The organism is Cupriavidus sp. 22TCCZM01-5 (assembly GCF_057798915.1).
Window position 1 is genome coordinate 1 of sequence record NZ_JBYOJR010000021.1, and the last position, 12,834, is coordinate 12,834.

A 12,834-nucleotide genomic window follows, 5' to 3' on the forward strand; every position below is an offset into this window, starting at 1 on the left:
TGGGGATCGTACACAAGCAGGTTATCGCAGGCACTGGTTCTGAATCACTATGCGTAGCAGGCTCGAACGGGCAACCACGTCTCGCGAGACCAAAGCCGCTTGAAAACAAGAAGCGCATCGTTGATGGCCAGCCGCCAGGCGACGCGCTTTTCTGCTTACTCTTTTGTCGCTCGGACAAGAAGTAGGTCGCCGGCTACGCCGGCGAAACAGCGGCGCCTGCCAAGGACGATGAGCCAGCTACCACCAAAGCCCACAGTTTAAAGTGGTCCAACACACCCACCCCAACCAAATTCAATCCGGCTTAATCTGCGCCCGCGCAATGATCGGCCTCCACCGCTGCTGTTCCTGCGCAATGAACTGCGCGAACTCCTGCGGCGTGCTGCCCACCACCAGCGCCGCATCGGCGCTCAGCCGCTGTGTCGACGCAGGGCTCTTGACCGCCTTGGCCGCGGCGTCGGCGAGCTTGTCGGTGGCCGGCTGCGACAGGCTTGCCGGGGCCAGCAGGCCGTACCACTGCGTCATCTCGAAGCCCGGATAGCCCTGTTCAGCGACCGTGCCGACCTCAGGCAGCTGCGGGATGCGCTGCGACGTGCCCGTGGCGATGCAGCGCAGCTTGCCCGCCTTGATGAACGGCAGGATGGCCGGCGCGCCGACCGCGGCCGCGTCGAGTCTGCCGGACAGCAGGTCAGTGATCTGCGGGCCGCTGCCGCGGTACGGCACATGGGTGATGAAGGTGCCGGTTGCGGCCTTCAGGTACTCGAAGGCAAGATGCCCCGCGCTGCCATTGCCGGCCGAACCGTAGTTGAGCTTGCCGGGCTTGCTCTTGGCCAGCGCGATGAACTCCTTCAGGTTCTTCGCCGGCACGTCGGGATGGATCACGTACAGGCTCGGCACCTTGGACAGCAGGGAAATCGGGCGGAAGTCCTTGTTCGGGTCGTACGGCAGCCTGGCGAAGATGTAGGGATTCACCGCGAGGGTACCAATATGGCCCAGGATCAACGTGTGCTGGTCATCGGCGCGCGCCACTTCTCCCATGGCGACATTGCCTGCGCCGCCGGGCTTGTTCTCGACGAATACCGATACGCCAAGCAGCCGGGTCAGTTCGGCGGCGGTCGAGCGGGCCACGATCTCTGAACTGCCGCCCGGCGCGAACGGCACCACCAGGCGGATGGGCTTGGCGGGCCACGCCTGCGCCCGCGCGAGCGAAGGCGCGAGGGCGCCGGCGCCTAGCGCGGCGGCGAGCTTCAGGACGTCGCGGCGGACGGGGTCAAACTGGGTCATGCATTTCTCCGGAGAAGCTTGATGATTCTTGTTGGCTGGGCGCTTGCGGCGGGTGACCAGCGGTCACCTCATTCGGGCTTGACGTTGCCATCCTTGATGACCTTCGCCCACAGGCGGGTCTGGTTGTCGATATAGCGGGCGGCCTCGGCGGGCGGCGCGGCCACGACCTCGCCGCCCAGTTCCGCAATGCGCTTGCGCACGTCGGGGCTGTTCATGACCTTCTGCAGCGCCTCGGACAGCTTGGCGGCAATCGGCTGGGGCGTGCCGGCCGGAACGAACGCGGCATTCCATTCATAGACTTCGTAGCCGGCCACGCCGGCTTCTTCCATGGTCGGCACCGACGGCAGCGCTGGCGTGCGTGTATGGCTGGTCACGGCAAGTGGCCTGAGCTTGCCGGCCTTGATGTGCTGCAGGCTCGATGCCACGTTGGCGAAGAACAGCGGCACCTGGCCCGCGATCACGTCCGTCATGGCCGGGCCACCGCCCTTGTAGGGCACGTGCAGCAGGTCCACGCCGGCGCGCTGCTCGAACAGCACGCCGGACAGATGCTGGGCGGAACCGTTGCCCGACGAGGCAAAGGCCACCGTGCCCGGCTTCTGCTTTGCCATGGCCAGGACATCCCTGACCGAGTGCGCCGGGAATCCCGGCGTGGCAACCAGTACATTGGGATAGCGGGCCAGCACGCCAATCGCGGTGAAGGCCTTGGCGGGGTCATAGGGCAGGCGCGGATACAGGCTGGGATTCACCGCATAGGAAGAGGCATCGACCATCAGCGTGTAGCCGTCCGGTGCTGCCTTGGCAACGTAGGACGCGCCGATCTGGCCGCCGGCGCCGGGCCGGTTTTCCACGATGACGGACTGGCCGAGTTCGCGCCCGAGGCCGGGCGCGATCAGCCGTGCCATCAGGTCTGCGCCTCCGCCCGGCGGGTAGGTCACGACGATGGTGATGGGCCGGGTCGGCCACTGCGCGGCCGGTTCCGCGGCCTGCACAAGGGCAGGGGCGAGCAGCAGGGTGGTCACCAGGGTCGCGGCGATCCGTGTTGGCGAATGCTTCAAGCTTGTCTCCATATCAATGGGCGTTCTTCGTCTGGTCAGCGGATGTCCGCCTGGTAGCGGAAGGCGTAGGCATCGCCCCTTGTCAGCCGGTATTCCGCGCAGTGGCCCTGCAGGTCATAGGCGCGCCGCGTTACCAGCGCGCAGGGATGGCCGTCAGGCAACTCCAGCAGGCCTGCCTCGTCGGTATCCAGCGTGCGGAAGGTCACCTCGTCCACGGCACGATGGATGGTGATGCCGCATTGCGAGCCCAGCAGCGGATAAAGCAGGTCACCCCATTCGGCTTTTGGCAGGCGCTGCAACGGTTCGCAGCGCGGCAGCGGCAGCCAGATCGATTCGAGCAGGCGCGGCTTGTCGTCGAGCCAGCGCCGCCGCGAGATCGCGAGGCCGCGTGCGCCGGCATCGAGCCCGAACAGCGCAGCTATGCTCTTGTCCAGCCGCGCCGCCCGGCACGACAGGATCTCGGAGCGCGGGATGGCCGGGCGCGGCTCGGTGCCCGTGGTGAAGCTGCCAGGTGCTGCCGCATCGGCGCGGAAGCGGAAGAACCGCATCATGCTCGCGCCGGTGAGTCCGTTGCGCACGAAGGTGCCTTTGCCCTGGACGCGTTCCAGCAGTCCTTCCTGCACCAGCACGGAGATGGCCTGGCGGATGGTGCCCAGCGCAATGCCGAACTCGGCGGCAAGCGTGCTTTCCGCCGGAATGGCTGCGCCGGGCTGCCATTCGCCATCGACGATCTTGCGCTGCAGTTGTGCGGCAATCCGGCCATAGCGGCTGACGCCGGGGGCGGTCGCGGCACTGTGCAGCAGGTCGTTGTCTTGCATCTGGCGTCCGTGTTAGATTATGTCCTCTAGAGGACTAGATTAGCTTCGGGGCGCCTGGCACCATATCAGGGCTTACCCGTAGGCGAGGAATGGCTGACGATGATGCGCAATGCGATGCCGCTGGTGGATTGCCACTTTCACCTGTTCGATGCCGGGGCCGGCACGCCGTCCGCCCGCTATCGGCCCGCGTACGCCGCGCGCATCGAGGATTGGCAACGGCTGCTGGCGCCGCTGGGCGATCTCTATGGCGTGGTGGTCCAGACCAGTTTCCTTGGCACCGACAATGCGGCGCTGCTCGCGGCGCTGGGCGCCAGTGCCGGCCGGCTGCGCGGCGTGGCGGTGGTCGACCCGTCAGTCACGGACGACGCATTGGCCGCCATGCAGGCGGCCGGCGTGCGCGGCATCCGGCTCAATCTCTTCGGCGACCCGGCCTGGGCACGCATCGCAACGGAGTCATGGCGCGCGCTGTTCGCGCGGATCGACGCGCTGGGCTGGCACGTGGAGCTGCATACCGAAAACGGGCAGGGCGGTGCGATGCTGGCCGAACTGGACAGCGCGCTTGGCCATTGCGCCGCGCCGGTCGTACTGGACCACTTTGGCCGACCCGGCGAGCAGGGCTCGCGCGATGCGGTTTTCGAGGTGGCCACACGGACGCTGCGGCGTCGGGAGGTATGGGTGAAGCTGAGCGCCGCGTACCGCTTGCCGCCTGGAACGGACTGGCGATCGCTAGCCGGCGCGTGGGGGCGGGTGGTGGGACCGGACCGGTTGCTGCTGGGCAGTGACTGGCCCTGGACCAATCATGAATCGGCGGCCCGCGCCGATGAATGCACGGCGTTGCTCGGCTGGCCGTGCGAGCCAGACGCCGGCGCACGCATAGCGGATCAGCGCGGTTTTGCCGAGTCGCTGCGCTGGCGCAATGCGGCGGCGCTCTACGGGTTCGACCTGTAGCCCGGGAGATCGATGGAGCAGCAGTCGGTCGCGGTCTGTCGCGCGAAGTAGCGGGTCCTGAGGGAGGAAGGCATGTTTTCCGTCTTCGCGTGCGCCGGGATTCTCCAAGCCTTGCAGGTCGTCCAGGCGCATCTTAGTCTCCCGCCTGTTTCGCGCGCATGCGTGCTTCCGCGGCGGCCTGGGCGCGGGCACGCCCGAGTTCGACGGCCTGGCGCACATCCATCTCGATGGCGCTCCGGTCGTGCTCGGGCGCCGCGAGATTTCCCAGTTCGCTCTCGCGCTGGATAAGCCATAGCGCCGTGGCGACGATGCCGATGCCCACGGACGGGTCACCGGCTTCAAGCCTTTGCAGCGTGGGTACGGAGACCCCCATCCGCTTTGCCCATGTCTTCAATGATTCCTTGCGTCGCAAGCGGGCCAGACTAATAGGCCAACCGCGCCGTCTCCAAAGGGAACGAACCTGCACGTTCCCGGTCAATCGTAATCGTTAAGTTACAATGTTGTACCGCAGCATGGCCTGCACTCGATTGCAGAGTGCGGTATCAACCCTGCTGAGCGCCCCGACCCATGCGATTCCTGTTCCTGCTGATGACTGCCTTGTGCCTGTCGCTGCTCTCCTTTGGAGCGGCCGCGCACGCGCACGCGGGTTTGCAGGGGCAAGTCGCCACGGCGGCCGCCCGGACTGCCGCGGTACAGGACATAGTCACCGAAGTCGCGGCGCTACCGTCCGTCGACGAGATGGGGCGGGTGATCGCCCCCGGCGATGATGGCCTGCATGACGAAGACGCCATCGACGACCCGCCACCCGGCTACTGCAATATCTGGTCGGCGGACCTGCTTGATCCGCTCGACCTGCTGGACGAGATCGAAGAGTCCAGCGCCTTGTTCGACCTGCCCACCGCGAAGCTCCTGCCGCCCGCGGATGATTTCTGGCCGGCACCCTCCGGGCGCACCGCGCCACCCGCCGCGGCATTCTTCAAGCCGCCGATTTCCCTCGCCTGATCTCCTTCGCGCCCGGCGCGCGGCCTTGCCGCGTCCGGGGAGCGTCCCATTGCCTGCCCAGATCTCCCGGCGCGCCTTCGCGGTAGCCGGCTGAGTCCGTTGCGGTCGTCCGCCTTGTTCGCGTCGCGTTCGAGAGCGGCGTCGCGGCGTGGCGCAGGCAGCCGTATCGCTTGTTTTCCCGACTCATGACAAACACCAAGCTGACCCTGATCGCGTCGCTTTCGCTGGTGGCGTTCGCCGCCGTGCCGGCGCAGGCCAGCGACGACGTGCGCCCGCCGGCCGCCGTCGTTCTCGCTGCCGGCAACACCGCGCCCGCGCCTTCCGCCGCTCCCGCCGGCCCCTCCTACGGCCTGCACGATCTGCTGGGGATGGCGCAGTCCACCAACAAGGGGGTCGAGGCTGCGCAGGCCAACGTCGACGCCGCCAATGCCGCCATCACCAGTGCGCGCGCCTATCCGAACCCGCAGGTCGAAGTCATGTACGGCCGCCTGCAGGCCAAGCAACCGGGCGTTACCAGTGGCAACGCGCCGACCTACGCCATCACCCAGAAGCTCGACTATCCACACCAGCGCAGCCTGCGCGAGGACATGGCCACGCGCGGACTGGAAGCGTCGCAGGCCATGCGGCAGGGCTTTCGCGCCGAGCTTGCCGCGCGCGTGAAGACTGCCTACTTCGAGGTGCTGCGCCGCGAGAGCGAACTGCAGGCGGCGTCCGAGGACCTGGCCATGACGCGCCAGATCCATTCCCGCGCGCGCCTGCGCGTGGAGGTGGGCGAGGCCCCACGCTACGAACTGATCAAGGCCGAGACCGAGCTGCTGGCGGCGCAGAAGAGCCAGCAGACCGCCGAATTGCGCGTGAACCAGGCCAAGGCCGCGCTGCGCCAGCAGGTCGGCGGTGCGATGCCGGCTCAATTCGCGCTGGGCGGCAGTCTGAGCCACGCGCCGCAGGTGCCGCCGCTGCCGCAACTGCGCAGCACCGTGACCGCGAGCAATGCCGAATTGATCCAGCGCCGCATGGAACTGGAGCGCGCGCGGCTGGGCGTCGATTACCAGCGTTCGCTGCGCTGGCCGGAAGTCGCCGTGCGTGCGAGCACGGACCGCCAGCCGGACAACAACGTCTCGCAGATCGGCCTGGTGCTGACCATTCCGCTATGGGACCGCCGCAGCGGTCCGGTGGGCGAGGCCACGGCCCAGGCCACGCAGGCCCGCAGCGCGCTGGAAGCGCGTGAATTCGAGCTGGCCCAGGAGCTCGAAACCGCCTACCGCCAGTACGAGATCACCCAGTCGCAGGTGGCCGCGCTCGAGTCCGGCATCGTGCGCGAGGCCGAATCCGCACTGAACGTGGCCGAGTCGGGGTACCGCTTCGGCGAGCGCGGCATCCTCGACTACCTGGATGCGCAGCGCGTGCTGCGCGGCGCGCGCAATGAACTGATCGCCGCCCAGTTCGACCTGCAGGTCGCCGCCATCCAGATCGAAAAGCTCATGTCGGAGGCGCCGGGCACCACGCCCGCGGGCCTGCCGTCCTCCACCATCCAGAACCGATGATCATGCGTCCCAATTTCCTGCTTTCGCTGACGGCCGCTGCCGTCATGGTGTTTGCCCTGGCGGGCTGCTCGAAGGAGCCGGTCCAGGCGACCGAAGCGCCCCGCCTGCCGCCCGGCGTGGTCAAGCCCGAAGCCAATCTGATGCAGACGCTGAAGGTGGCGCCGCTGGCCACGTCCCCGTTCAGCGAGATGCTGCGCGTGGCCGGGCGCATCGATTTCGACGAGCAGCGCGTGTCGCGCGTCGGCGCCAGCGTGACCGGGCGCGTGACCGACCTGTACGCGAGCCTGGGCGAGGAGGTCAAGGCCGGACAAGTGCTGGCCCGCCTGCACAGCACCGAACTGGGCGCGGCGCAGATGGCCTTCCTGAAGAGCGAGGCGCAGCACGAACTGCAGGCCCGTAATGCCGAACGCGCCCAGCAACTGTACGCCGCCGATGTGATCGGCCGCGGCGAACTGCAGCGCCGCCAGAGCGAACTGGCCATTGCCTCGGCCGAGATGCGCGCCTATCGCGACCAGTTGCGCGTGCTGGGCATGTCGCCGGCCGCCATTGCCGATCTGGCCAGGAGCGGCAGCATCAACTCGCACTCGCCGGTGTATTCGAGCCTCAGCGGCACCGTGGTCGAACGCAATGTGGCCCAGGGCCAGGTCGTGCAGCCGGCCGATGCGCTCTACACCGTGGCGGACCTGTCGCGCGTGTGGGTGGTGGCCGAAGTGCCGGAGCAGCAGGCCGCGCAGGTGGCCGAAGGGCAGAGCGTGGAGATCGAGGTGCCTTCGCTGGCCAACGGCAAGGGCGCCCAGACCATTACCGGCAAGCTGATCTATGTGGGCCGCACGGTGAATCCGCAGTCGCGCACGGTGCTGGTCCGCACCGAGCTCGACAACCGCGAGGGCCGTCTCAAGCCGGCCATGCTCGCAAGCATGCTGATCGCCAGCAAGCCGGTCGACCAGCTCGTGGTGCCGGCCTCCGCCGTGGTGCGCGACGGCAATGATGAGCTGGTCTACGTCGAAATGGCCGATGGCCAGTTCCGCCAGACGCGCGTCAAGCTCGGCGCGGAGAGCGACGGCATGCGCGTGGTACTCAATGGCGCCAAGGCTGGCGACCGTGTCGTGGTCGATGGGGCGTTCCATCTCGACAACGAGCGCAAGCGTCTCGAACAGGGCTGAGCACCGTGATGAAATCCCTAGTTGAAGCCGCCATCAAGCAGCGCCTGGTGGTGTGCGTGCTGGCTGTGGTGCTGCTCTTCTTCGGCCTGCGTGCGGCCACAAAGCTGTCGGTCGATGCATTCCCGGACGTGACCAACGTGCAGGTGCAGATCGCCACCGAGGCCACCGGGCGCTCGCCGGAGGAAGTGGAGCGCTTTGTCACCGTGCCGGTGGAAATGGCCATGACCGGCCTGCCCGGGCTGGAAGAGATGCGTTCGCTGAACAAGGCGGGCCTGTCGCTGATCACGCTCGTGTTCACCGATGCCACGGACGTCTACTTCGCGCGCCAGCTCGTCATGGAGCGCCTGATCGAGGTTTCCGGACGCATGCCCGAAGGCGTGACGCCGGTGCTCGGCCCGGTCTCGACCGGCCTTGGCGAGGTCTACCAGTACACGCTGGACCGCCCCGACGACGGCAACCGCGAACTGACGCAAGAGGAACTGGCCGAGCGCCGCATTGCCCAGGACTGGGTGGTGCGCCCGCTGCTGCGCTCGATCCCCGGCGTGGCCGAGATCAACTCGCAGGGCGGCTACGTGCGCCAGTACCAGGCGCTGGTCAATCCGGAGCGCATGCGCCACTACGACGTCTCGATCCAGCAGGTCTACCAGGCGCTCGCGCGCAACAACGCCAACTCCGGCGGCGGCGTGCTGCCGCACTACGCCGAGCAGTATCTGATCCGCGGCGTGGGTTTGGCCAAAGGCGTGGACGACCTGGGCAGCATTGTGCTGAAGGAAGTCGCCGGGACTCCGGTCTACCTGCGCGATGTGGCCACCGTCACCATCGGCCATGAGGTGCGCCAGGGCGCGCTGGTGAAGAACGGCCAGACCGAGGCGGTCGGCGGCATCGTCATGATGATGCGCGGCGGCAATGCCAAGGAGGTCGTGAGCCGCGTCAAGGCGCGCGTGGCCGAGATCAACGCCAAGGGCATGCTGCCCGGCAAGCTGCAGATCGTGCCGTACTACGACCGCAGCGAGCTGGTCGATGCCGCGCTGTGGACGGTGACCAAGGTGCTGCTGGAAGGCGTGGTGCTGGTGGTGATCGTGCTGTTCCTGTTCCTGGGGGACGTGCGTTCGTCGATCATCGTGCTGGCGACGCTGGTGCTGACACCGCTGCTGACCTTCATGGTGATGAACCGGATGGGGCTGTCGGCCAACCTGATGTCGCTGGGCGGGCTGGCGATTGCCATCGGCCTGATGGTGGACGGCTCCGTGGTGGTGGTCGAGAACGCGTTCGAGCGGCTGGGCCACAAGGAGCCGGGGCTGACCAAGACCGAGATCCTGGTGAAGGCCGTGCAGGAAGTGGCCACGCCCGTGGTCGTCGGCGTGGGCATCATCATCCTGGTGTTCCTGCCGCTGATGACGCTGTCCGGCATGGAGGGCAAGATGTTCGCGCCGCTGGCGTTCACGATCTCGATCGCGCTGGCGATCTCGCTGTTCCTTTCGCTGACGCTGTCGCCGGTGCTGAGTTCCTACCTGCTCAAGGGCGGCGCCGAGCATGACACCAGGATCATCGCCTTCATGAAGCGGCATTACCTGCGCCTGCTGCACTGGGCGCTGGGCAACAGCCGCAAGACCGTGATCGGCGCGGTGGGGGCCTTTGTGCTGACGCTGGCCATCGTGCCGCTGCTGGGCACCTCGTTCATCCCGGAGATGAAGGAGGGCTCGATCGTGCCGGCCATTGACCGCGTGCCGAACATTTCGCTGGAAGAGTCGATCAAGCTCGAGAAGGAGGCCAACAAGCTGGTGCTGGGCGTGCCCGGCGTGAAGTCGGTGGTGTCAGGCGTGGGCCGTGGCGAAAGCCCTGCGGACCCGCAGGGCCAGAACGAATCGACGCCGATCGCCAGCCTCAAGGACCGCGACGAATGGCCCGACGGCTGGTCCCAGGATGACATCGCCAACGCCATTCGCGAGAAGCTCAAGGCCATTCCCGGCGTGCAGATCGTGATGGCGCAGCCGATTTCCGACCGCGTCGACGAGATGGTCAGCGGCGTGCGTTCGGACGTGGCGGTGAAGGTGTTCGGCGACGACCTCGACAAGCTGCGCGAACTCGCGGGCGAGATCGCGCGTGTCGCCGGTGGCATCCAGGGGTCGCAGGATATCCGCATCGAACGCGTGTCGGGGCAGCAGTACCTGTCGATCGAGATCGATCGCCAGGCAATTGCGCGCTACGGCCTGAACGTGTCGGACATCCACGACATCATCGAGATCTCGATCGGCGGCAAGCGCGCCACGGACATCTTCGAGGGCGAGCGCCGCTTTGGCGCGGCCGTGCGCCTGCCTGAGGCGTTCCGCGGCAATGTGCAGGCCATCCGCCAGCTGCTGGTGTCGACGCCCAACGGCGTCCAGGTGCCGCTGCAAAGCGTGGCGAAGATCGAGGTCAACGACGGCCCCGCGCAGATCAGCCGCGAAATGGCCAAGCGCCGCGTGGTGGTGATGATCAACGTGAAGGACCGCGACCTCGGCGGCTTCGTTGCCGAGCTGCAGCAGGCCGCGGGCGCCAGGGTCAGGGTGCCGGAAGGCTACTACCTCGAGTGGGGCGGCCAGTTCCAGAACATGGAACGCGCCATGGGCCACCTGAAGATCATCGTGCCGGTGACCATCGCCGCGATCTTCTTCCTGCTGTTCCTGCTGTTCAACTCGCTGCGCTTCGCCACGCTGATCATCACGGTGCTGCCGTTCGCGTCGATCGGCGGCATCATCGGGCTGTTCGTCACCGGCGAATACCTGTCGGTGCCGGCGTCGGTGGGCTTTATCGCGCTGTGGGGCATGGCCGTGCTCAATGGCGTGGTGCTGGTGTCGTACATCCGCACGCTGCGCGATTCGGGGCTTTCATTGCATGAAGCGGTGGTGCAGGGCGCAACCCAGCGCTTCCGGCCGGTGATGATGACGGCGACCATTGCCATGCTCGGCCTGGTGCCGTTCCTGTTCTCGACCGGCCCGGGCTCGGAGGTCCAGCGCCCGCTGGCGGTGGTGGTGATCGGCGGGCTGATCACGTCGACACTGCTGACGCTGGTGATGGTGCCGACGCTGTACCGCTGGTTCGACGACCGCAAGGCGGATCCGACCAGGGATGTGCCGGTCTGATGCGGTGATCCTGTCGCGATGATCAAGAAAGGCGCTTCGCGCGGTACGCGAAGCGCTTTTTTCTTTGACCGCTCGCCAGGGTGTATTACGAGACCGAAATCACCTTGATGTCTTCCCACTGCGGATGCAGCAGCCGCAGCGTGGCCAGGATGGCCTTGGGGTCGTCCGCATGCCGCTCGGACAAAGCGACAGACTCCGTCGTGGTGATGACCGGCTTGCGACCCTTCTGGCGGTACTCGATTTCGACGCTCTTGGTGACAAATGACATGGCTGGCTTTCCCGGAAATTGTTGCCTGGCGCAGGGGATGAAGGTCAGGCAGGAACAATAACGGCAGGCCAGCGCGGGACTTTTGATCCGGGCAAATACGGAGATTGTTTCAGATCATTGCAGCAGGGCGCCGGCTCAGGGCCGTTCCGTGGCGAAGTACAACAACGCAAGCATCGGCAGCGCGAAGCCGATGCCGCTCGCCAGCGGCCAGCCGCCCTGCGCAAAGGCCCAGCCGCCAAGTGCCGAACCCAGCGCTCCACCGACAAAGAACACGGCCATGAACACGCCGTTCAGGCGGCCGCGGTGCTCGGGGCTCAGCGAGAAGATCGCCCGCTGGCTGACCACCAGGCTGGCCGAGACGCCGAAGTCCAGCACGATGGCGGCGACGGTCAGCATGGCCAGTGCCAGCATCGACCCGGGCGTGCCGGCAAGCCCGAGCAGCAGCGATCCCGCGCCCAGCAGCAGCGCAATGGCCGTCATGCGGCGCCCGCGACCGCGGTCGGCCAGCCGCCCGGCAATGGGGGCGGCAATCGCACCGGCCACGCCGGCTAGCGCGAACAGCGCAATGCCGCGCTGCGACAGCCCGAACGCCGGCCCGGACAGGTAGAGCGGCACCGTGGTCCAGAACAGGCTGAACGCGCCAAACATACTGGCCTGGTAGGCTGCGCGCCGGCGCAGCACCGGCTGCGTACGCAGCAGATGCCACATGGAGCCGAGCATCTCGGCATAGCGCAGCCCTGGGGCAGGCTTGCGCTGCGGCAGGCGCCGCGCCAGGACGAACGACAGCACGGCCATGACCACGGCCGACAGCGCAAAGATGGCATGCCAGCCCCAGAGGTCGGCCACGATGCTGGCGATCGGCCGGGCCAGCATGATGCCCAGCAGCAGGCCGCTGGTGACATTGCCGACCGCGCGTCCGCGCGCATGGTCGGGCGCCAGGTGGGCGGCAAATGGCACCAGCACCTGCACGGCCACGGAACAAAGTCCGATCAGCCAGGCTGCCAGCAGGAAGGTGACGGCATGCGAAGCAAAGGCGGCAGCGGCCAGCGCCACGGCGTTGCCGGCCAGCAGCCGGCATACCAGGCGGCGGTTTTCTACCAGGTCTGCCAGCGGCACCAGCAATAGCAGCCCCAGGCAGTAGCCGGCCTGGACCAGCGTGACGATCAGTCCGGCTGCGCCCGGTGACAGTTGCAGCGCCGCGGCGATCGGTCCCACCAGCGGCTGGGCGAAGTACAGGTTAGCGACGGTCATGCCGCAGGCGGCGGCAAGCAGCGGTGTGACCCAGGCGGGGACGGACTGCGGCGGCTCGATCGGGTGCGTGCCCGGTGCGGTGGCCCCGCCGGTGGCGGACTGGACGGTCATGGCGATCTTCAACTTGGCGGCAGCGGGTGCCGGTCTTGTTATGCCGGCGCGATTCGAAGTGGCGCCGGCGCAACGCCTGCATCCCGGGTCGGATGCAGGCAGCGCGTAGTGGCCGGCAGGGTAGCACTTGTGCCGCCAGCTTGCAGGCGGCCGATCTCCGGCATACGGGGGAAGGGCAGGGGAGGTGTGAAGCGACCAGGACCAGCGCAATGACAGACCGGTGCTGCCATGCGAGCTGCAATGGCGGCTCCGGCGTAGCCGGCCTGGCCTG

Annotated in this window: 12 protein-coding genes; 6 read left to right on the top strand and 6 right to left on the bottom strand. The window is 67.3% G+C overall.

What is annotated here, in order from left to right:
- Positions 1-185, top strand: a 185-nt coding sequence (locus AC3FNH_RS19315) for a hypothetical protein (protein ID WP_488721209.1), incomplete at its 5' end; no start/stop codon positions are given.
- A gap of 106 nt (positions 186-291) precedes the next feature.
- Here AC3FNH_RS19315 and AC3FNH_RS19320 read toward each other — a convergent pair.
- The 3 genes from AC3FNH_RS19320 to AC3FNH_RS19330 all read right to left on the bottom strand — a co-directional run bounded on the left by AC3FNH_RS19320 (position 292) and on the right by AC3FNH_RS19330 (position 3,154).
- Positions 292-1,281, bottom strand: coding sequence for a Bug family tripartite tricarboxylate transporter substrate binding protein (locus AC3FNH_RS19320; protein WP_276101142.1), 990 nt, complete (start codon positions 1,279-1,281; stop codon positions 292-294).
- A 68-nt stretch (positions 1,282-1,349) separates the two neighbouring features.
- Positions 1,350-2,348, bottom strand: coding sequence for a tripartite tricarboxylate transporter substrate binding protein (locus tag AC3FNH_RS19325; protein ID WP_488721210.1), 999 nt, complete (start codon positions 2,346-2,348; stop codon positions 1,350-1,352).
- A 23-nt stretch (positions 2,349-2,371) separates the two neighbouring features.
- Positions 2,372-3,154 carry a GntR family transcriptional regulator gene (locus AC3FNH_RS19330; RefSeq protein WP_488721211.1) on the bottom strand — a complete coding sequence of 261 codons (783 nt, stop codon included), beginning with the start codon at positions 3,152-3,154 and terminating at the stop codon, positions 2,372-2,374.
- A 99-nt stretch (positions 3,155-3,253) separates the two neighbouring features.
- Between AC3FNH_RS19330 and AC3FNH_RS19335 the strand changes: the two genes are divergently transcribed.
- Entirely contained in the window at positions 3,254-4,102 is an 849-nt protein-coding gene (locus AC3FNH_RS19335; RefSeq protein ID WP_488721212.1) for an amidohydrolase family protein, read from the top strand.
- Positions 4,103-4,235: 133 nt separating this feature from the next.
- Here the strand turns inward: AC3FNH_RS19335 and AC3FNH_RS19340 are convergent, their stop codons facing one another.
- A complete protein-coding gene (locus tag AC3FNH_RS19340) occupies positions 4,236-4,475 on the bottom strand; it encodes a DNA-binding protein (RefSeq protein WP_488721213.1) in 240 nt (79 codons plus the stop codon).
- Positions 4,476-4,669: 194 nt separating this feature from the next.
- Here AC3FNH_RS19340 and AC3FNH_RS19345 point away from each other — a divergent pair, with 194 nt between their 5' ends.
- The 4 genes from AC3FNH_RS19345 to AC3FNH_RS19360 all read left to right on the top strand — a co-directional run bounded on the left by AC3FNH_RS19345 (position 4,670) and on the right by AC3FNH_RS19360 (position 10,933).
- Positions 4,670-5,104, top strand: a complete 435-nt coding sequence (locus AC3FNH_RS19345; RefSeq protein ID WP_488721214.1) for a cobalt-zinc-cadmium resistance protein — start codon at positions 4,670-4,672, stop codon at positions 5,102-5,104.
- A gap of 185 nt (positions 5,105-5,289) precedes the next feature.
- Positions 5,290-6,648 carry a TolC family protein gene (locus AC3FNH_RS19350; RefSeq protein WP_488721215.1) on the top strand — a complete coding sequence of 453 codons (1,359 nt, stop codon included), beginning with the start codon at positions 5,290-5,292 and terminating at the stop codon, positions 6,646-6,648.
- Between the two features lie 2 nt (positions 6,649-6,650).
- The gene (locus AC3FNH_RS19355) at positions 6,651-7,811 is read left to right on the top strand and encodes an efflux RND transporter periplasmic adaptor subunit (RefSeq protein WP_488721216.1); all 1,161 of its coding nucleotides are present in this window, start codon (positions 6,651-6,653) and stop codon (positions 7,809-7,811) included.
- Positions 7,812-7,816: 5 nt separating this feature from the next.
- Positions 7,817-10,933, top strand: coding sequence for an efflux RND transporter permease subunit (locus AC3FNH_RS19360; RefSeq protein ID WP_488721217.1), 3,117 nt, complete (start codon positions 7,817-7,819; stop codon positions 10,931-10,933).
- Positions 10,934-11,018: 85 nt separating this feature from the next.
- Here the strand turns inward: AC3FNH_RS19360 and AC3FNH_RS19365 are convergent, their stop codons facing one another.
- Both AC3FNH_RS19365 and AC3FNH_RS19370 read right to left on the bottom strand, forming a co-directional pair.
- Positions 11,019-11,201: a hypothetical protein gene (locus AC3FNH_RS19365; protein WP_276101150.1), complete on the bottom strand. Its 183-nt coding sequence runs from the start codon at positions 11,199-11,201 to the stop codon at positions 11,019-11,021.
- 135 nt (positions 11,202-11,336) lie between these two features.
- A complete protein-coding gene (locus AC3FNH_RS19370) occupies positions 11,337-12,563 on the bottom strand; it encodes an MFS transporter (RefSeq protein WP_488721218.1) in 1,227 nt (408 codons plus the stop codon).
- Between the last annotated feature and the right edge of the window lie 271 nt (positions 12,564-12,834).

Bases quoted from the DNA above. Each gene is read 5' to 3' on its own strand.
- AC3FNH_RS19340 (WP_488721213.1), bottom strand. From the start codon at position 4,475: ATGGGGGTCTCCGTACCCACGCTGCAAAGGCTTGAAGCCGGTGACCCG.
- AC3FNH_RS19345 (WP_488721214.1), top strand. From the start codon at position 4,670: ATGCGATTCCTGTTCCTGCTGATGACTGCCTTGTGCCTGTCGCTGCTC.
- AC3FNH_RS19370 (WP_488721218.1), bottom strand. From the start codon at position 12,563: ATGACCGTCCAGTCCGCCACCGGCGGGGCCACCGCACCGGGCACGCAC.
- AC3FNH_RS19325 (WP_488721210.1), bottom strand. From the start codon at position 2,348: ATGGAGACAAGCTTGAAGCATTCGCCAACACGGATCGCCGCGACCCTG.
- AC3FNH_RS19365 (WP_276101150.1), bottom strand. From the start codon at position 11,201: ATGTCATTTGTCACCAAGAGCGTCGAAATCGAGTACCGCCAGAAGGGT.
- AC3FNH_RS19350 (WP_488721215.1), top strand. From the start codon at position 5,290: ATGACAAACACCAAGCTGACCCTGATCGCGTCGCTTTCGCTGGTGGCG.
- AC3FNH_RS19355 (WP_488721216.1), top strand. From the start codon at position 6,651: ATGCGTCCCAATTTCCTGCTTTCGCTGACGGCCGCTGCCGTCATGGTG.
- AC3FNH_RS19320 (WP_276101142.1), bottom strand. From the start codon at position 1,281: ATGACCCAGTTTGACCCCGTCCGCCGCGACGTCCTGAAGCTCGCCGCC.
- AC3FNH_RS19335 (WP_488721212.1), top strand. From the start codon at position 3,254: ATGATGCGCAATGCGATGCCGCTGGTGGATTGCCACTTTCACCTGTTC.
- AC3FNH_RS19330 (WP_488721211.1), bottom strand. From the start codon at position 3,154: ATGCAAGACAACGACCTGCTGCACAGTGCCGCGACCGCCCCCGGCGTC.